Origin of the sequence: Nocardia sp. NPDC004604, from assembly GCF_040609795.1 — a bacterium.
Taxonomy (GTDB): Bacteria; Actinomycetota; Actinomycetes; order Mycobacteriales; family Mycobacteriaceae; genus Nocardia.
On sequence record NZ_JBEXLC010000072.1, the window covers coordinates 26,019 to 44,235 of the forward strand.

The 18,217-nt window shown below is 64.8% G+C and carries 21 protein-coding genes and 1 pseudogene; 11 read left to right on the top strand and 11 right to left on the bottom strand.

From position 1 onward, the window contains the following. Positions 1–274: 274 nt before the first annotated feature. Genes ABZW16_RS24960 through ABZW16_RS24970 form a run of 3 tightly spaced genes read left to right on the top strand, consistent with a single transcriptional unit; the run spans position 275 to position 2,909 of the window. A complete protein-coding gene (locus tag ABZW16_RS24960) occupies positions 275–1,381 on the top strand; it encodes a lycopene cyclase family protein (protein ID WP_354958417.1) in 1,107 nt (368 codons plus the stop codon). Further along, positions 1,381–2,316 carry a Ku protein gene (locus ABZW16_RS24965; RefSeq protein ID WP_354958418.1) on the top strand — a complete coding sequence of 312 codons (936 nt, stop codon included), beginning with the start codon at positions 1,381–1,383 and terminating at the stop codon, positions 2,314–2,316. Before ABZW16_RS24960 ends, ABZW16_RS24965 begins: the two co-directional genes overlap by 1 nt. Positions 2,317–2,351: 35 nt before the next feature. Next, positions 2,352–2,909, top strand: a complete 558-nt coding sequence (locus tag ABZW16_RS24970) for a GNAT family N-acetyltransferase (protein ID WP_354958419.1) — start codon at positions 2,352–2,354, stop codon at positions 2,907–2,909. A gap of 3 nt (positions 2,910–2,912) precedes the next feature. Here the strand turns inward: ABZW16_RS24970 and ABZW16_RS24975 are convergent, their stop codons facing one another. Together ABZW16_RS24975 and ABZW16_RS24980 are read right to left on the bottom strand one after the other, a co-directional pair. Continuing rightward, a complete protein-coding gene (locus ABZW16_RS24975) occupies positions 2,913–3,059 on the bottom strand; it encodes a hypothetical protein (protein WP_354958420.1) in 147 nt (48 codons plus the stop codon). Positions 3,060–3,075: 16 nt separating this feature from the next. Next, positions 3,076–3,453 (bottom strand): nuclear transport factor 2 family protein, encoded by a 378-nt coding sequence (locus ABZW16_RS24980; protein ID WP_354958421.1) that lies wholly within the window; start codon positions 3,451–3,453, stop codon positions 3,076–3,078. A 51-nt stretch (positions 3,454–3,504) separates the two neighbouring features. On the opposite strand from ABZW16_RS24980, the gene ABZW16_RS24985 reads away from it, so the two are divergent. Continuing rightward, positions 3,505–4,320 carry a helix-turn-helix transcriptional regulator gene (locus ABZW16_RS24985; protein WP_354958423.1) on the top strand — a complete coding sequence of 272 codons (816 nt, stop codon included), beginning with the start codon at positions 3,505–3,507 and terminating at the stop codon, positions 4,318–4,320. A gap of 11 nt (positions 4,321–4,331) precedes the next feature. Here ABZW16_RS24985 and ABZW16_RS24990 read toward each other — a convergent pair whose 3' ends face one another. After that, positions 4,332–4,952, bottom strand: a complete 621-nt coding sequence (locus ABZW16_RS24990) for a hypothetical protein (RefSeq protein WP_354958424.1) — start codon at positions 4,950–4,952, stop codon at positions 4,332–4,334. Positions 4,953–5,090: 138 nt separating this feature from the next. Between ABZW16_RS24990 and ABZW16_RS24995 the strand changes: the two genes are divergently transcribed. The 3 genes from ABZW16_RS24995 (at position 5,091) to ABZW16_RS25005 (ending at position 7,072) form a co-directional block, all read left to right on the top strand. Next, positions 5,091–6,146, top strand: a complete 1,056-nt coding sequence (locus ABZW16_RS24995) for a 2-oxoglutarate and iron-dependent oxygenase domain-containing protein (RefSeq protein WP_354958425.1) — start codon at positions 5,091–5,093, stop codon at positions 6,144–6,146. A gap of 69 nt (positions 6,147–6,215) precedes the next feature. Further along, entirely contained in the window at positions 6,216–6,548 is a 333-nt protein-coding gene (locus tag ABZW16_RS25000) for a metalloregulator ArsR/SmtB family transcription factor (RefSeq protein WP_354958426.1), read from the top strand. Further along, entirely contained in the window at positions 6,545–7,072 is a 528-nt protein-coding gene (locus ABZW16_RS25005) for an SRPBCC family protein (RefSeq protein ID WP_354958427.1), read from the top strand. Before ABZW16_RS25000 ends, ABZW16_RS25005 begins: the two co-directional genes overlap by 4 nt. A gap of 4 nt (positions 7,073–7,076) precedes the next feature. On the opposite strand, the gene ABZW16_RS25010 is transcribed toward ABZW16_RS25005, so the two are convergent. Further along, positions 7,077–7,943, bottom strand: coding sequence for a MetQ/NlpA family ABC transporter substrate-binding protein (locus ABZW16_RS25010; RefSeq protein ID WP_354958428.1), 867 nt, complete (start codon positions 7,941–7,943; stop codon positions 7,077–7,079). 189 nt (positions 7,944–8,132) lie between these two features. Between ABZW16_RS25010 and ABZW16_RS25015 the strand changes: the two genes are divergently transcribed. From ABZW16_RS25015 to ABZW16_RS25025, 3 genes are read left to right on the top strand one after another with little or no spacing between them, the layout of a single operon-like run. Next, positions 8,133–8,951 carry a MetQ/NlpA family ABC transporter substrate-binding protein gene (locus ABZW16_RS25015; RefSeq protein ID WP_354958441.1) on the top strand — a complete coding sequence of 273 codons (819 nt, stop codon included), beginning with the start codon at positions 8,133–8,135 and terminating at the stop codon, positions 8,949–8,951. Beyond that, positions 8,948–9,958: a methionine ABC transporter ATP-binding protein gene (locus tag ABZW16_RS25020; RefSeq protein ID WP_354958429.1), complete on the top strand. Its 1,011-nt coding sequence runs from the start codon at positions 8,948–8,950 to the stop codon at positions 9,956–9,958. The genes ABZW16_RS25015 and ABZW16_RS25020 overlap by 4 nt, the downstream gene beginning before the upstream one ends. 51 nt (positions 9,959–10,009) lie before the next feature. Continuing rightward, positions 10,010–10,672, top strand: coding sequence for an ABC transporter permease subunit (locus tag ABZW16_RS25025; RefSeq protein ID WP_354958430.1), 663 nt, complete (start codon positions 10,010–10,012; stop codon positions 10,670–10,672). A 78-nt stretch (positions 10,673–10,750) separates the two neighbouring features. On the opposite strand, the gene ABZW16_RS25030 is transcribed toward ABZW16_RS25025, so the two are convergent. Beyond that, positions 10,751–11,194 (bottom strand): DUF4189 domain-containing protein, encoded by a 444-nt coding sequence (locus ABZW16_RS25030; protein WP_354958431.1) that lies wholly within the window; start codon positions 11,192–11,194, stop codon positions 10,751–10,753. A gap of 411 nt (positions 11,195–11,605) precedes the next feature. Between ABZW16_RS25030 and ABZW16_RS25035 the strand changes: the two genes are divergently transcribed. Further along, the gene (locus ABZW16_RS25035) at positions 11,606–13,156 is read left to right on the top strand and encodes an NERD domain-containing protein (RefSeq protein WP_354958432.1); all 1,551 of its coding nucleotides are present in this window, start codon (positions 11,606–11,608) and stop codon (positions 13,154–13,156) included. 72 nt (positions 13,157–13,228) lie between these two features. On the opposite strand, the gene ABZW16_RS25040 is transcribed toward ABZW16_RS25035, so the two are convergent. The 6 genes and pseudogenes from ABZW16_RS25040 to sufB all read right to left on the bottom strand — a co-directional run. Beyond that, positions 13,229–13,600, bottom strand: coding sequence for a metal-sulfur cluster assembly factor (locus ABZW16_RS25040; RefSeq protein ID WP_354958435.1), 372 nt, complete (start codon positions 13,598–13,600; stop codon positions 13,229–13,231). Further along, on the bottom strand, positions 13,597–14,091 hold the full coding sequence (gene sufU / locus ABZW16_RS25045; protein WP_354958436.1) for a Fe-S cluster assembly sulfur transfer protein SufU: 495 nt from the start codon (positions 14,089–14,091) through the stop codon (positions 13,597–13,599). Before sufU ends, ABZW16_RS25040 begins: the two co-directional genes overlap by 4 nt. A 3-nt stretch (positions 14,092–14,094) precedes the next feature. Next, positions 14,095–15,348 carry a cysteine desulfurase gene (locus ABZW16_RS25050; RefSeq protein ID WP_354958437.1) on the bottom strand — a complete coding sequence of 418 codons (1,254 nt, stop codon included), beginning with the start codon at positions 15,346–15,348 and terminating at the stop codon, positions 14,095–14,097. Position 15,349: 1 nt separating this feature from the next. Next, positions 15,350–16,168 (bottom strand): Fe-S cluster assembly ATPase SufC, encoded by an 819-nt coding sequence (sufC, locus tag ABZW16_RS25055; RefSeq protein WP_354958438.1) that lies wholly within the window; start codon positions 16,166–16,168, stop codon positions 15,350–15,352. A 37-nt stretch (positions 16,169–16,205) separates the two neighbouring features. Further along, on the bottom strand, positions 16,206–17,387 hold the full coding sequence (sufD, locus tag ABZW16_RS25060) for a Fe-S cluster assembly protein SufD (RefSeq protein WP_354958439.1): 1,182 nt from the start codon (positions 17,385–17,387) through the stop codon (positions 16,206–16,208). Beyond that, positions 17,387–18,118: pseudogene (gene sufB / locus ABZW16_RS25065) on the bottom strand (Fe-S cluster assembly protein SufB); the annotation flags it as partial. The pseudogene sufB and the gene sufD, both read right to left, overlap by 1 nt. Positions 18,119–18,217: the final 99 nt, after the last annotated feature.

An 18,217-nucleotide genomic window follows, 5' to 3' on the forward strand; every position in this document is an offset into this window, starting at 1 on the left:
AGCATACGACGCACAGCACAAAGTGACCAGTCCGATTGCCACGCCAAGCTACTCGCGGGTCACATCGGCGCTGGAAAATCCAGATCCAACATGATCATATTATGAAGAATGTCACCGTCGATATATGTGAACTATCACCACGCAACGGCGCCCGATCCGCCCCGCAGTAGGCTCCGCACGAACGACGAATCGATCCGCGACCGGAAGGATCCGCCCTGCACACCGCCGAACTCGCTGTGCCACACCGGCATCCGCATTCCGGCTCGGCCGCGCGATGACCGCCGCCGACATCATCGTCTGCGGCCTCGGCCCCGCCGGTCGCGCGCTCGCGCACCGCTGCCTGACACATGGAATGTCGGTCACCGCCGTCGATCCGCTACCGGATCGCCGCTGGTCAGCAACGTATGCGGGGTGGTACGACGAGTTGCCGCGGTGGCTGGATCCGCAGGTCGTCGCCGCCGCCGTCGACCGCCCCGCAGCCTGGGGCACCCGGATACATCGACTCGACCGGACCTATGTCGTCTTCGATTCCGAGCGGCTGCGAGATTCGCTCGATCTCGACGGCGCCCACCTATCGGCGGATCGCGTTGTCGAAATTCGGCACAACACAGTGACTTTGGCTTCGGGCACAATATATACCGCGAATCGTGTTATCGACGCACGAGGAATTGCCCGCTCGCCTGCGCTGGCCGAGCAAACCGCGTACGGCGTTGTCGTCCAACGGGATACCGAGATCGAACCGCTGTTCATGGACTGGCGCCGGGACAACGGCGCGGAATCCGATGCGCCCCCGTCGTTTCTGTATGCGGTGCCGTTGGGTGCGCGGACCATGCTGCTGGAGGAGACCTGCCTCGCCGGACGTCCCGCGCTCGGCACTGCGGTCTTGCGCGACCGGCTGCATCACCGGTTGCGGGGGCGCGGCATCGAACTCACCGGAACCGAACCGATCGAGCGCGTACGCTTCCCGGTGCAGGGCGGTCGACCGGGACGGCGCCGGTTCGGCGCGGCGGGCGGCTTCACCCATCCCGCAACGGGTTACAGCGTCACCGCCGCGCTCGCCGCCGCCGACACCGTCGCGCTCGGAGCCACGGTATGGCCGGTGCAGGCACGCGCGGTACATGCGCTGCGGGCCGCCGGTCTGCGGGCGCTGCTCGCACTGCCGCCCGCAGACATACCGATCTTCTTCGATGCCTTCTTCACGATGCCGTCGGAATTGCAACGGGCGTATCTGTCGGGACGCACCGACCTCGGCGGCACTGTCGCGGCCATGCGCACCCTCTTTGCCGCCCTGCCGACTCCCCTGCGTCGGCGCGTCGCGACCGCGACACTCGGGATACCGATTCGCTCGCGCATTCGAATGGGTTCGTCCATGATGGAGTGATGGCACGAGCTATCTGGAAGGGCTCGATCGCATTCGGGCTGGTAAACGTCCCTGTCAAGGTGTACACCGCCACCGAGGACCACGATATCCGGTTCCACCAAGTGCATGCCAAGGACGGCGGTCGGATCAAGTACGACCGGGTCTGCACGGTCTGCGGCAAGTCCGTGCAGTATGCCGATATCGACAAGGCCTACGAATCCCCCGAAGGTGACAAGGTCATCCTGACCGACGAGGACTTCGGCAAACTGCCCGCGGCGGAGAAGCACGAGATTCCGGTGCTGCAGTTCGTGCCGTCCGATCAGATCGACCCGATCCTGTTCGAGAAGAGCTACTACCTGGAGCCCGATTCGAATACCCCCAAGGCCTACGTGCTGCTGGCGACCACGTTGGAGCGCATCGATCGGACCGCTCTCGTGCACTTCACCCTTCGGCAGAAGACCCGGCTCTCCGCGCTGCGTGTGCGCGACGGCGTGCTGGTGCTGCAGACGCTGCTGTGGCCCGATGAGGTGCGCGCGGTCGACTTCGAATCCCTCGACGGCGTCGCCGAACCGAAGCCGCAGGAGATCAAGATGGCCGAGACGCTCGTCGAGACCATGTCCGACGATTTCGATCCCGACCAGTACACCGACGAATACCAGATCGAGCTCAAGAAGGTGCTCGACGACGCAATAGCCAGCGGTACCGGAAAGATCGCCAGCCAGCCCGAGGCCGTGCCCGCCGAGATCGATGCCGAGGTCGTCGATCTGGTGGCGGCATTACAGCGCAGCCTGGAGGCCAGCGGGCGGCGGGCCGCGGAAAGCTCCGCGAGCGCGGCCACGAAGCCGAAGGCCAAGGCGGCACCGGCGCAGAAGGCCACCAAGGCAGCTGCAAAGAAGACCGCCGCCAAGCCGGCCAAGAAGGCCGCGAAGAAGACCGCCGCCCGCAAGGGCGCGTAACCGGTCACCCGCACACCCCTGGCAAACTGGGCGGCATGGACCCCGCCATAGCGATCGTCCCGATGGGCCTCGGCCATCTGCGCCAGGTGCTGGATCTGGGACATGAGGTATTCGACACCACCGTCAAGCCGTACACCTCATGGTCGCTGACCTCGGTGGCCGAACATCTGGACAGCCCGGATAACGCGTGCTGGGTCGCCCTCGACTCCGATCGGGTGGTCGGATTCGTCCTCGGCTCGATGGAATTCGAACATCGTGACGACTGGGCCTATCTCGAATGGATCGCCGTCGCACCCGATATGCAGGGTCTCGGCATCGCCCGCCGCCTCGTCGACATGTGCTCCAAGGCGCTGTTCGCACGCGGCGCGCGACGCATCGTCACCGATGTCGAGCAGCGCAATACCGCCTCCGCGACACTCATGACGCGCAACGGATTCCGGCCCGCGGCAACCGTGACGCTATTCGTCCGGCCGAATCCGGATGAGCCCGAACCGGATTCCGCCGACGAGGCCCTGCCCGCGATACCGCCGGGGGCCAAACGGGCGCTGATCCGCCACGGCCGACTGGCCGGTGAGGGACGCGCCGCCCGCTAGCCCCTAGTCCTCGCCGAGCGCCTGCGCCCGAGCACTGAGCGAACGACCGAGCCGGGTCACCTCGGCATCGATCTCCGGCGGCATCGTCGAGGTGGTCTTGCCGCTCTCACGCTCGGCGAACAGCGCCTGCAGCAGCGCGAGCTCCCGCAACGGGGGCTGGTCCAGATCAGAACATTCCGTGCGGGATCTGATCGTCGTCGGGCACCGGTTGTACGACATCCCAGTGTTCGGTGATCACACCGTCGACCAGTCGCCAGATGTCCACCACCGCGATGCCGCGCGCATCGTCGGGAGCGACCATGTGGTAGTGCACGACGGCGTAATCGTCGTCGGCAATGACTCGCTTGATCTCCAGTCGAGCCTTGGCCACCGGCGAACTCGCGGTGAATTCGATGAAGGCCTCGCGGCCGGACGGGTTCCCGGGACTGTGTTCGATGAAGTTCTCGTGCAGCAGGTTTCGCAGCACCTCGATATTGCCACCGGTGAACTCGGCGAGGCTGCGCAGGATGAGTTCCTTATTGCGGATTGCCAGATTGTTCGTCATGCGGGTAACCGTCCCAGCAGGTCGGTAAGCCTGTCGATTACCAGGCATGTAATGGCGTGGCGCGGCATCGCGACGATACTGGTGCGTGTGGACCGGGGTCGGCACGCGGGTGTGCTGTTGCGCGAGTGGCGGACGCGACGCAGGATCAGCCAGCTCGAGCTGTCGGTGCAATCCGGAATCTCCACCCGGCATATCAGTTTCGTCGAAACCGGGCGGACCGTGCCGAGTCCGGCGATGATCGAACGATTCGCCGAGCACCTGAATATTCCGCTACGGGAACGCAACCAGCTGCTGCTGGCGGCCGGTCACGCGCCGACATATCGGCACCGGACCCTGGACGATCCCGATCTCGCCGAGGCGCGAGCAGCGGTGCAGCGAGTGCTTCGAGCACATGAGCCGTTCCCGGCCTTGACCATCGACAGCCGCTGGAATCTGCTCTTCGCCAACGCGGCGACCGAGGTATTCTTCGACGAGGTCGATCCCGCGCTGCTCGAACCGCCGATCAATATGATGCGAATCGGGCTGCACCCCAAGGGCTTCGCGCCCCGTGTGCGCAATATCGATCAGGTGCGCGGATTTCTGCTGCCGCGCCTCGCCAGGCAGGCGGCACAGACGGGGGATCCCGAATTGGCCGCGCTACATGGGGAATTGAGGGCGTTCGCACCCGATGACGGACCCCCGCGGATCGATCCCGCGGATATCGCCCTGCCCATCCACATCCGCCATCGCGGCACCGAACTGTCGCTGTTCAATACGATCATGCGGTTCGGCGCGGCCTTCGATGTGACGCTCGACGAGATCGCGATCGAGTCCTACTTTCCGGCCGACCCCACCACCGCCGCCTACCTCCACTCGCTCGCCAGGTAGCGGCAGCGGGTTCACCCCTCCGCGGCCCGCGCCTTTCCCTCCGCGAAGAAGTCGAGCAGACTCGCAACCGTGTCGACCTCTTCGCGCGGGCGCAGTGCACCGAAGGGGGCATTCCAAAAATCACCGGCGCGGGGTGTCCACGGGCCGACATAGGCGTAGGGCCCCGGATGTGCGGAATCGCCTGGCGACACACCGTAATTCACTTCGTGCACCGTGCTCGACAGGTCGAAATGCTCCGGCCAGAGCACCGGAATGACATCGGGGGCCGCACAGCGCAACGCCGAATCGCCGAGTGCGAACCAGTCCGCAATCAGCCTCGCCGCCTCCGGATCGACCCGAATCGCATCCCCGGGATCGGTTCCGGTGATGCCGGCATAGACCCCCTCCGGGGCCTGCGCCTCGAATCCCGCCCTGGCCGCCACCTTGTCGTAGCTCCCAGCCAACGGCGTGCGCCCCTCCGGCCACACCAGATCGGCACCGATTACCGAAACCGGCCATTGGGCACCGCCGAAGCCACCGTGGACGACGCGCATGCGGATGGTCCCGAACCGCCGAAACTGCGGTCCGGCGATCAACAACTCCCCCGCCGCGTGCAGGGCGAGCCGGGTGTGCCGATACGTTGTGTCGTCCACTCCAGCATCATGGCCCCCACAGGCGGCGCGCGCCATACCCCGCCGGATATACCCCGATGTCAGGGCACGTGCGATGACCAGCAGCACCTGGGCAAACAGCGCTTATCATCGAGGTGTCGAAGAGGGAGGACACCAGCGATGGAATTCCATGTGCCCGTCATCGATATTTCGCCCTATGTCGACGGCGGTTCCGAGACCGAGCGCCGGGCGGTGGCCGGTGCGATCGATGCGGCCGCGAGCACCGTCGGCTTCATGCAGATCACCGGTCACGCGATCCCGCGGCAGGTGCTCGACGACTTCGCGGACGCCGTCGACTCGTTCTTCGACCTCGATCCGGCGACGAAACAGGACTACCGCACCCCACCGGAGATCAACCGCGGCTACTCCCCGCCCAAGAGCGAAAGCCTCAGCCTCAGCCTCGGCGTCGAATCCGCGACTCGCATGAACGACTTCTTCGAGGCCTTCAATGTCGGCGTTTCCGCGGCCGCCTACCCGCACATCGAGTTCTCGGCCTACGACTACGCCGAAAACCTCTGGCCGACACAGGTTCCCGGTTTCCGCGCACCGGTGGAGGCGTACTTCGCACACGCCGCCCGCATTGCCAGAACCCTCACCACCGCCTTCGCGGACGCTCTCGAACTGCCGCCCGGCTATTTCACCCGGTTCACCGACCACTCCCTCGACGTCCTGCGGATGAACAACTACGCACTGCCACCGGGCAGCATCGATCTCGACGGCGAGCTCACCGGCATGGGCGAACACACCGATTACGGCATTGTCACCGTCCTGTGGGCGGACCAGGCCCCCGGTCTGCAGATCCTCGGCGCCGACACCCGCTGGCACGATGTGCAGCCCGCCGATGACGCCCTCTTGGTCAACCTCGGCGATCTGATGGCGCGCTGGACCAACGAGCGCTGGCTGTCCACCCTGCACCGCGTCATGCCGCCCATCACCAACGGCACCATCCAGCGACGCCGCAGCGCGGCCTTCTTCCACGACGGCAACCCCGACGCCCGCATCGAAACCCTGCCCTGCTGCATCGGTGACGGCAGCAAGTACGAGCCGATCACCATCGCCGACCACCTGCGCGCGAAACTCGCGGGTTCCCGTGCGCTGCAACCGAATGCGAACGCGGCCCGCGAGGCCGCCCGCGTCCTCGCGGCAACATCCGGCGATGGGTCCCCGGTCGAGTAATAGCGTCGGCTCCCGATTTATTAAACCAATCGGTTGACTGTCGGGCATGGCGAGGGCAGACTCAACCATGTGGTTGAGCAGGAAGCCGAGCTGGATACGTTGTTCCATGCGCTGTCCCACCCCACGCGGCGCGCGATGCTGCGGCAACTGGCCGATGGCGAGCACAGTGTCGGCGAGTTGGCCGAGCCGTATGCGATGTCGCTGGCGGGGGCTTCCAAGCATATCCAGGTGCTGGAGCGGGCCGGACTGGTCGAGCGCATGGTGCGCGGGCGGGTTCATATGTGCCGCCTCGACGCGCGCCCGATTCGCGGTGGCGTCGAGTGGATGCGCTTCTACGAGCACTTCTGGACCGAACGACTGGATCGACTCGAAGAAATCCTGCGACAGGAGGACGAATCATGACGATGCGCGAAGACGATTACGGGACGCTGGTGGAACCGGGGACGGTGCGGCTGGAGCGGCTACTGCCCGGACCGATCGAACGGGTTTGGCGCTACATCACCGATGCCGAGTTGCGCCGAACCTGGCTCGCCGCAGGCGATATGGAGTTGCACGAGGGCGGTGCTGTCGAATTGGTATTCCGCAATTCCGAACTCACCGGCGCCGACGATCCGGCACCCGCGCAGTACGCCGGAGAGCACCGCGAGCCCGGCGTGATCCTCGCCTGCGATCCACCGAAGCTGCTCACCTTCACCTGGTCCGACGGTTCCGAAGTGACCTTCGAGTTGACCAGCGTCGAGGACAAGGTGCGCCTCGAGCTCACCCACCGCAAACTCCCCGACCGCTCCCGGGTACTGAATGTCTCCGGCGGCTGGCACAGCCACCTCGATCTGCTCGCCGCACGGCTGGCGAACCGCACGCCGGAACCGTTCTGGCCCAAGTTCGCACGGCTGGCCACCGATTACGCCGAACGCATTCCGGAGTGAGCGCCTACTTGCGGAACTTGGTCTGCAGTTCGGCCAGCGTGGCCTGTAGATCCGCCGGATCGTTGGTCTTGAAGATGCCCTGATATCCGGACTCGGCCCGCACCGCCGCCTCGACCTCCGGATCGTGGTAGAGCTTGGCCAGCGCGAGCAGCTTCGGGTTGTCCTTGTCTTCGGCTCTGGCGGCGAAGACATTGATGTACTGCCTGAGCTCCGGGCGCTCGGGATCGTCGGTGAAGATGGTCTCGTTCTTGGTGAGACCGGCCGGGCGCGCGAAGGTGTCGTCGACGAATGCGGCATCGACGCTGTCCAGGGATTGCGCGGTCAGCGTCGGATCGATGGTCTTCAGGCTCACCCTGGAGGCCGCAGTGTCCACATCCTCGATCTTCGAATCCCAGCTCGCGCCGCCCTTCAGCACGATCAACCCGGCGGCGGCCAGGCCGAGCAGCGGTCGAACCTGATTGGCCGGATTGTTGCTCAGCGTGATCTGACCACCCTTGGGGATCTCGGCCACCGACTTGTGCTTACGCGAGTACAGGGTCAGCGGGAAGATCTCGGTCGCACCGATCGGCACCAGGGTGTCGTTATTGCGGACGTTGTAATTGGCCAGGTAGCGCACGTGCTGGAATTTGTTGAGGTCGATCCGGCGCTGTGCCAGTGCCGGATTCGGCTGGTTGTAGTCGGTGAAATTGACGAACTCGACGGCAATGCCCTGTTCGGCGGCCTTCTTCTGATAGACGTCCCAATGCGGCAGCGAGATATCGTTCACGCCGATGCGCACCACGTCGTCGTGGTGCTCCCGACCACACGCGACCCCGCCAGCGGTCAGGGCAAGAAGCAGGGGAATCACCAGAACACGGCGCAGCAATCGCATTGCAGGCAACCTAGACGTTCGTCCAACTAGTTGCCAGAGTTTCGCTCAGTTCAATCCAAACCGTTGTCCGACAGCCGGGGACATCGCTTGGATTACCAGGTTCATATTGCGACAAGCATTTCGGGAGCACGAGTGAAATTCCATCGGGTACTGGCGATCCCGGTCCTGGTAGCCACCGCGGCCCTCACCCTGACGGCGTGCGGCAGCGTTGACAAGGCTTCCGCCGACAACGTAGTGCGCATCGGCACCACCGATAAGGATCACGCCTGGGACGTCTTCGAGGAGAAGGCGAAAGCACAGGGCATCACCCTGCGGATCACCAACTTCTCCGACTACAAGCAGCCGAATCTCGCACTGTCGCAAAAGCAGATCGATCTGAATCTGTTCCAGCATCTGCAGTTCCTCGGCGCCTACAATGTCGCCAACAACGACACCCTGACCCCCATCGCCTCGACCTATATCGTGCCGCTAGGGCTCTACTCCAAGAAGCACAAGTCGCTCGCGGACCTGCCGCAGGGCGCCGAGATCGCGATCCCGAACGATCCGACCAATCAGGCGCGGGCGCTGTTCGTATTGCAGGCTGCCGGTTTGCTGAAGCTTTCCGGTGACGCCAAGGCGCCGACGCCTGCCGATATCGATAAGGGCGCGTCCAAGGTCAAGGTGACCCCGGTCGACGCGGCGCAGACCGCGCTCTCACTCGCCTCGGTCGACGGGTCGATCATCAACAACACCTTCCTCGACCGTTCCGGCATCGACCCCAATTCGGCGCTCTACAAGGATGATCCGAAGAATCCGGCGGCCGAACCGTATATCAATGTCGTGGTGTCCAGGGCCGGGGACAAGAACAATGAGCTCTACCAGAAGGTGGCCCAGCTCTGGCACGACCCCGATGTGCAGCAGGCGCATGCCCAGGTCACCAAGAACACCGCGGTCGAGGTAAAGCGCACCGGTCCCGAGCTGGAGCAGATTCTGGCCAGGGTGCAGCAGACCATCAAAGACGGCAAATGAGCCAGATATCGGTTCCCGCGGTCGAATTCCGATCGGTCACCAAGGTTTTCGGCAAGGGCCCGGATAGGCATATCGCGCTGGACGCCATCGACCTGCGCATCGAACAGGGCGAGATCTTCGGTGTGATCGGCTATTCCGGCGCGGGCAAGAGCACCCTGGTCCGGCTGATCAATGCGTTGGAGCGGCCGACGACCGGCACCATCGAGGTGTCCGGCACACCCATTACCGGTGTGCGGGAGGCCGAGGTGCGGCGCATCCGCCGGGATATCGGCATGGTGTTCCAGCAGTTCAACCTGTTCCGATCGCGCACGGCCGCGGGGAATATCGAATATCCGCTGAAGGTCGCCGGCTGGAAGCGCGCCGAGCGCAAGGCACGAGTGTCACAGTTGTTGGACTTTGTCGGTCTCGCCGATAAGGCCCGCAGCTATCCCGATCAGCTCTCGGGCGGTCAGAAGCAGCGGGTCGGCATCGCGCGGGCGCTGGCGACCTCACCGTCACTGCTGCTCGCGGACGAATCGACCTCGGCACTGGATCCGGAGACCACCGGTGAGGTGCTGCGGCTGCTGAAGAAGATCAATCGTGAACTCGGCGTCACCATTGTCGTGATCACACACGAAATGGATGTCATCCGTGCGGTGGCCGATCGGGTCGCGGTGCTCGCCGAGGGGAAGATCGTCGAACTCGCCAGCACCTTCGAGGTTTTCGCGAGCCCGCAGGCGCCGCCGACACAATCGTTCGTGGAGACCGTGCTGCACAATCGGCCCGACGCCGAGCAATTGCGGCGACTCGACGAGCTACACGGCGGCCGGTTGGTCACGGTGGATATCGATGACCAGCGTGGAATCGGCGCGGCACTGGCCACCGCCACGCACGCGGGTGTCGAATTCGAGGTGGTGTACGGCGGGGTGAGCACGTTGCAGGACCGGACCTTCGGCAGTGTGACGCTGGCCCTGCACGGTTCGGATGACGACGTGGACAAGGTGATCGACGCACTCGATCGCCGCTAGCCTGCTCGCTGGTCGATAGAAAACGATCTGCGTCGACTGAAAGGACTAGCCGTGCATACGGATTGGGACAAACTCCGGCCGGTACTGACCGAGGCCATCGGCACCACAATCTATTTGGTGCTGCTCACCTTTGTGGTGGGCGGATTGATCGGGCTGCTCCTCGGCACCGCCCTGTACACCACCCGCAAGGGCGGACTGCTCGCGAACGCGCCGCTCAACCTGCTGCTGAACGTGCTGGTGAATGTGGTCCGGCCGATCCCGTTCATCATCCTGCTCGCGGCACTCGGTCCGGTCACCCTCGAAGTGGTCGGGACGACGATCGGCACGGAGGCCGCGGCCTTCGTCATGATCGTGGCGGCATCCTTCGGCATCGCCCGCATTGTGGAACAGAATCTGGTCACGGTGGATCCGGGCGTTATCGAGGCGGCCCGGGCCGTCGGGGCCGGTCCGCTGCGGATCATTCTGACGCTGTTGATCCCGGAAGCGTTGGGGCCCTTGGTCCTCGGCTATACCTTCGTGGTGATCGCCATTGTCGATATGTCCGCCATGGCGGGCACGGTCGGCGGCGGCGGGCTCGGCGATTTCGCGCTGGTCTACGGATATCAGCGCTTCGACTGGCAGGTGACGCTGGTGGCCACGCTGATCATTATCGTCGGGGTGCAGGGGATTCAGTTCCTCGGCAATTTCGTTGCACGAAAGGTGCTGCGCCGCTGAGTGTTCGGCCTTTGGCTTCGCGACCGAGTGCGCTCTCGACGCGAATTGCGTCGAGAGCGCACTCGGTCGGTCAGGACGTCAGCCCGCGTTCGCAGTGCACTGCGAATCGACGATGCGCGGTCCGCGCGGCGCCGAGCTGCCGAAGTTCAGCAGCGGCGGCGGTGCGGTCGGCCCGGCATTGGCAATCGCCTGCTGTTCGGCCTCGGCCCGGGTCGGCGCCCAGGCCCAGCCCAGGTGGTCATCGCCGTTGCGGGCCACGGCCGCGCACGCATTGGCGAACTGCACGATGACATGACAGCTGGACAGGCCGCACTGCTGCACCGCGGCGCGATCCGAATCGGCCCGGTTCGAGTAGTTGTACGCCCAGCCGAGGGTCGCATCGCCCCGCGACGAGGTCGAGATCGCCAGCGAGCCGTAGAGGCTCTCATCCGCCTGTGCGGCACCAACACCGACACCGGCGGCGATGCAGGCACCAGCAGATGCGGCCACCAGACCCATCGCAGCCTTGGACGACAGTGACATGTGATATCTCCCCGTTCTGAAAGTCGCTTCGGATCGAGATCCGGACCGGTCCGATCCGAATTGTCCAAATCTTTCTAGCACCGCGATCCGACATAACGGGAATCAGCGATCCCGCAGCGCCACAGCGCGTCCCGTCTCGGATGCGACCCTGTGGCGCCGCCGCGGGGGCCTTCATTGATCTCGCAGGTGGGCGATGAGCGCAGGGTCATCTTCTCACACGCCGCCGTGCTCACCTCATGGCGGGATCGGTACGCTGGCCGCCGTGACACTCCCATCTGCCGACGCACCGATGTAGTCACACCTTTTGTCGCCAAAACCCTGCTCTTTGTATGCCTTTCGCATTCTCACAGGGCGTCTGCGATGAATACCGTTGTGGAGTCGACTGTGCGGGCGAGACGGAAGAGTGACTCGATGCTGGTTGTCTATGAAGGGTCGGCGCAACGATCCGAACAGTGTGTGCTCGATTGGCTACGGACTTGGCACGGCCAATATGTCATTGTGGGGCTTGCTGTTTCGGGGTATCCCATCCCCGACAGCGACCCAGGTGGTGCGACGCGGCAGATGGACCTGGTGGTCATTACTCCGCGCGCTGTGGTCGTGATCGAAGTGCAGGAGATCGCTGCCGAGATGACCGGCGGGGTGCTGTCGATGGGGGCCGACGGGCGCTGGCAGCTTTCCGGAATCGATGGGGAGCCGGTTCCCCTCCACGACAGTGACCCATTCGGCAAGGTGGCGAGCAATGCGAACCTCCTGAGCCAGATGGTGCGCAGGCGACAACCGGACGCACACGTGGACAGGTTGATCGTGGTCGTACCGCCCCGAGAAGCGACCATCACACTGGACACCGAATCGCGAAAGCCCGGCGGCACCGTGGTCCTCGACTCGTCGGCGGGGTTGCGGGCCTGGTTCCTTCGAACGGCGAACCGGAAGCTGATCTGGACCGCGGAGCAGGCCTACGAACTGCTCGGCGAGCTCAGCCTTGCACATGTGGTCACGATCGAAGAGCTTGTGGCCGAGGGATTTCCGTCGCAAACCAGACGACCCGCGCGCCCCGCATCGAAGGTGCTGGTGCAAGCGCATGCGTCGGCCGCGCTCGGCACCATCGAACTTCCCGACGACGGTCGCCTGTCGTCGGAGCTGTCACATTCCAGTACTCCACACCCGCCATGGCTCCCGACCGACATCGACGAGGAGCCGTTGACAGGCGTGGCACACTCGCGGTCCGAAGTCGGTGCCGATACGGGGGTGCATACCCAGGTATCCGCGGCGACGCCGGAGCCGCAGCCGGTGGACCGTCCGGATGCGCTACGGCCGCAGTCGACTCGGTCGGCTCCGCAGTTGTCGTCGGCATTCACTGGCCAATGGTCGTCGTGGATCGAGCCCGATAGGTCGTCGGAAGAGCTTCCGTTCCGCCGTGACCTCGACCATCGAAGTCCATCGGTGGAAACGCGCCAGCGGTGGACCGAGGACGCGGCGGAGTCGCTGTCGGAGATTCAGCCGCAGACATTGGCGACAGCACCGGCCCACCCTTCGGCAATGGTTGGGGCGCAGCCTATTTCGGAGCCACTGCCTTCATCGGCGGTTGCGTTGGAACCGCAGCCGACAAGGGCCGAGCCGCAACCTATGCCATTGGTGTGGCCGGATAGCGCACCCGCCGCCGAACCAACGCACCGGGTTTCGACTCCTCGGCTGGCTTCCGCGGTGCGCATCGGTGTCGCCACTGTGTGCGCCAAAGGGATGAAGCTCATCTCGGGCCTGCCGCAACTGCTCGCGACGGTGGTGGTGGTCGGGGCAATAGCCGGCACGACCTGGTTGCTTATTTCCGAAGGTATGGACCCGACCCCTACCACCGTCGTCGAGCAACGCCCGGGATCGAGCACCGAGCCGACTGGGCCGCCGGAACCCGCACCCCCATCCGCGCCACCTGCGGCACCGTGCTTCCCATTCCAACAGCAGTGCTGACCCGCGCGCTGCTCTCAGGGCCGTCTCGTCACGGTCCGCGCCGCGGGTTCGTCGCGGCAGCGTATTCGCGGTCTAGACCGTGAAACCCAAGGCGCGCAGTTGTTCGCGGCCGTCTTCGGTGATCTTGTCCGGGCCCCACGGGGGCATCCAGACCCAGTTGATCTTGAGATCTTCGGCCAGTCCGGAGCGCACGAGGGCATTGCGGGACTGATCCTCGATGACATCGGTCAGCGGGCAGGCCGCCGAAGTGAGGGTCATGTCGAGGGTGACGATATTGTCCTGGTCGACACTCATACCGTAGACCAGTCCGAGGTCGACGACATTGATGCCGAGTTCGGGGTCGACGACGTCGCGCATCGCCTCCTCGATATCCTCGAGCTGCTTGATGGCCTCGGCCGAAAGTTCTATCTGCTCGGTCGTTTCGGTCACTGGTGTCTCACTCATGCCGGCTTTCCATTCGTGGAGATATCGCTGCCCATAGTCCGCTTGGCCTCTTCGGCGGAGGTTATCCGAATCACCGCATCCTTGAACGCCAGCCAACCCAGCAGCGCGCACTTGACCCGCGCTGGATACTTCGACACTCCACCGAGCGCGATGCCGTCGCCGATCATGTCCTCATCGCCCTCGACGGTGCCGCGGCTGGAGATCATCGCGTTGTAGGAGTCGACGACCTTCAGCGCCTGCTGCACCGGCAGTCCGATGACCTGGTCGGTGAGGATCGAGGTGGCGGCCTGACTGATCGAGCAGCCCTGCCCGTCGTAGGACACATCGGCGACATCACCGTTGTCGTCGAGCTGGACGCGCAAGGTCACCTCGTCACCACAGGTCGGGTTGACGTGGTGCACCTCGGCCCCGAACGGCTCCCGCAGCCCGCGGTGATGCGGGTGCTTGTAGTGATCCAGGATCACTTCCTGGTACATCTGCTCCATGCGCATGTCTTATGCAACTCCGAAGAAGCTCTGGGCCTTCCGCACGGCGGCTACCAGCTGGTCCACCTCGTCCAGGGTGTTGTAAACCGCGAACGAGGCACGGGCCGTCGCCGGCACGCCGAGGCGGCGCATCAGCGGCCACGCGCAGTGGTGGCCCACGCGCACCGCGACGCCCTCGTCGTCCAGGATCTGCCCGACGTCATGGGCGTGAATGCCCTCGACCACGAACGACACCGCGCCGCCGCGGTCGATATTCTCGACCGGGCCGATGATTTGCACGCCCGCGATCGCGGCGAGTCCGTCCAGCGCCGCACCGGTGAGCACATGTTCGTGTGCCGCAACGGCTTCCATGTCGATCGCTTCGAGATACCGCACGGCCGCGCCCAATCCGACCACCTGCGAGGTCATCGGCACACCGGCCTCGAAACGCTGCGGTGGCGGCGCGTAGGTGCTGCCCTCCATGGTGACGGTCTCGATCATCGAACCGCCGGTGATGAACGGCGGAGTCTCCGCGAGCACGGCCCGCCGCCCGTAGAGCACGCCGACACCGGACGGTCCGAGCATCTTGTGCCCGGAGAACGCGGCGAAGTCGACACCGAGTTCACGGAAGTTCACCGGCATATGCGGCACCGACTGGCAGGCGTCGAGCACCGTCAGCGCGCCGACTTCCTTTGCCCGGCGGACCATTTCGGCGACATCGGTGACCGCGCCGGTCACATTCGACTGGTGCGTGAACGCGACAACCTTGGTGGCGGGCGACAATTCGAGCGAATCGAGATCGATGCGGCCATCATCGGTGATGCCGTACCACTTCAGGGTCGCACCGGTACGGCGGGCGAGTTCCTGCCACGGCACGAGATTCGCGTGATGTTCGAGCTCGGTGATGACGATCTCGTCGCCCGGACCCACGTGGTACGGGAAGCGGTTGTCGGAGAACGCGTAGGTCACCAGATTCAGCGATTCGGTCGCATTCTTGGTGAACACGATCTCATCGGCGTCCACACCGACGAACCGAGCGATATCGGCCCGCGCGCCCTCATAGGCGTCGGTGGCCTCCTCGGCCAGTTGGTGCGCACCACGGTGCACGGCCGAATTGCGCTCGGTGAGGAATTCGCGTTCGGCGTCGAGCACCGCGAGGGGACGCTGCGAGGTCGCGCCGGAGTCCAGGTACACCAACGGTTTCCCGTCCCGAACCGTGCGGCTCAGGATCGGGAAGTCGGCCCGGATCCGGGCGACGTCGAGGGTACGGACCGTGGCGGTCATATCAGGCTCCAGCGGTAGCGGACTGGGGGATGGCAGTCGGCGAAGCCGACGGGGTGGGTGAGCCCTGAGTGAAACGGACGTAGCCGTTCGCATCGAGTTCTTCGGCGAGCTCGGCGCCGCCCTCGGCGACGATGCGGCCGCCGACGAATACGTGCACGAATTCGGGCTGGATGTAGCGCAGGATGCGGGTGTAGTGCGTGATCAGCAGCACGCCACCGTGCTCGCGGTCCATGTACCGGTTCACGCCCTCGGAAACGATGCGCAGCGCATCGACGTCCAGGCCGGAGTCGGTCTCGTCCAGGATTGCGATCTTGGGCTTGAGCAGACCCAGCTGCAGAATCTCGTGGCGCTTCTTCTCACCGCCGGAGAAGCCCTCGTTCACGCTGCGCTCGGCGAAGGCCGCGTCGATCTCCAGTTCGTTCATCGACTCCTTCACCTCCTTGACCCAGGTGCGCAGCTTGGGGGCCTCGCCGCGGACCGCGGTGGCGGCAGTGCGCAGGAAGTTCGACATCGAGACACCGGGAACCTCGACCGGGTACTGCATGGCCAGGAACAGACCCGCACGCGCACGCTCGTCGACGGACATCGCCAGGACGTCCTCGCCGTCGAGGGTGATCGAACCGGAGGTCACCGTGTACTTCGGGTGTCCGGCGATCGCGTAGGACAGCGTCGACTTGCCGGAACCGTTGGGGCCCATGATCGCGTGTGTCTCACCGGATTTGATGGTGAGGTTCACGCCCTTGAGGATCTTGATGGGCTCGGCGGTCTCGTCCGGGTTGGCGACCTCGACGTGCAGGTCCTTGATTTCCAGGGTGGTCATCGAATTCGGATTCCTTACTGACAAAGGGGTTGGTTGGTCATGCGCCGATTGCGGCGAGTTCGGCCTCGATGGCCGACTCCAGCCGCTCCCGGACCTCGGGGACCGCGATCTTCTGGATGATCTCGTGGAAGAAACCGCGCACCACCAGACGGCGAGCGGCGTCCTCCGGGATACCGCGGGCGCGCAGGTAGAACAGCTGCTCGTCATCGAAACGACCGGTGGCGCTCGCATGGCCGGCGCCGACGATCTCGCCGGTCTCGATTTCCAGATTCGGCACCGAATCGGCGCGCGCGCCATCGGTGAGCACCAGGTTGCGGTTCACCTCGAAGGTGTCGGTGCCCTCGGCGGCCGCGCGGATGAGCACGTCGCCGACCCATACCGTGCGGGCATCGCCCTTGGGGGAATGCGGATCACCTTGCAGCGCACCCTTGTACAGCACATTGGACTTGCAGTGCGGGACCGCGTGGTCGACGAGCAGGCGCTGCTCGAAATGCTGACCGGCGTCGGCGAAGTAGAGGCCGAGCAGTTCGGCATCGCCGCCGGGACCCGCGTAGCGGACATTGCCGGTGAGGCGCACCAGATCACCGCCGAGGGTGACCGAGGTGTGCCGCAGAGTGGCGTCGCGTCCGAGCTGGGCGTGGTGCGCGGTGGCGTGCACGGCGTCGTCGGCCCAGTCCTGGATCGCGACCACGATCAGCTTGGCGCTGTCGCCCAGCACGAATTCGATATTCTCGGCGTAGGTTCCGCTGCCCCGCTGGTCGATGACCACGGTGGCGACCGCGAAGTTGCCGAGCCGGACCTGCAGGTGGCCGTATGCGGTCTTACCCTCGCCCGGACCGGTGACGGTAACGGTAACCGGTTCGGCGACTTCGACTTCCGCGCCGACCGAGATCACGGTCGCCTGCTCGAAACCCGAATACGCCTGGGCCGCAACCCGATCCGACGGCACACCGGCCGCACCGAGACGAGAGTCGGTGCGCGCCACCGTTTCCACCGTCACACCGGCGACCGGAGCCACCTCGACGGTGACCGCGCCGTCCCGGACGGCGGTGCCGTCCTGCAGGCCGCGCAGGCGGCGCAGCGGGGTGAACCGCCACGCCTCATCCTTGGCCGAGGGCACTTCGAAGGCGTTGACGTCGAAGGAAGTGAATACCTCCCCCTTGTTGACTGCCGGGATGCGAGCCTCAGCGGCCGCGGCAACGTTGTCCAGGGCTGCCATCAGCCGACGGCTCCTTCCATCTGCAGTTCGATCAGGCGGTTCAGCTCGAGCGCGTACTCCATCGGGAGTTCCTTGGCGATCGGCTCGACGAAGCCGCGCACGACCATCGCCATCGCCTCGTCCTCGGTGAGGCCGCGGCTCATCAGGTAGAACAGCTGATCCTCGGACACCTTCGAGACGGTGGCCTCATGGCCCATCGTCACGTCGTCCTCGCGGATATCGACGTAGGGGTAGGTGTCGGAGCGGCTGATCGTATCGACAAGCAGCGCATCACATTTCACGGTCGACTTGGAACCGTGCGCCCCCTTGTTGACCTGGACCAGGCCGCGGTAGGAGGCCCGGCCGCCGCCGCGCGCCACCGACTTGGACACGATGGTCGACGAGGTGTGCGGCGCCAGGTGCAGCATCTTCGCGCCGGTGTCCTGGTGCTGGCCCTCGCCAGCGAATGCGACCGAGAGCACCTCGCCCTTGGCGTACTCACCCATCATCCACACGGACGGGTACTTCATGGTGACCTTGGAGCCGATATTGCCGTCGATCCACTCCATGGTCGCGCCCGCCTCCGCCTTGGCCCGCTTGGTGACCAGGTTGTAGACGTTGTTCGACCAGTTCTGAATGGTGGTGTAGCGGCAGCGGCCGCCCTTCTTCACGATGATCTCGACCACCGCGGAGTGCAGCGAATCCGACTTGTAGATCGGTGCGGTGCAGCCCTCGACGTAGTGCACGTACGCGCCCATGATTCAGTCGATTCAATTTGATTATTTAGGCTACATCTTGGTATCTTTATTCTTAATTACATGGCTTATTTCTACACTTATTTGGAAATTTGG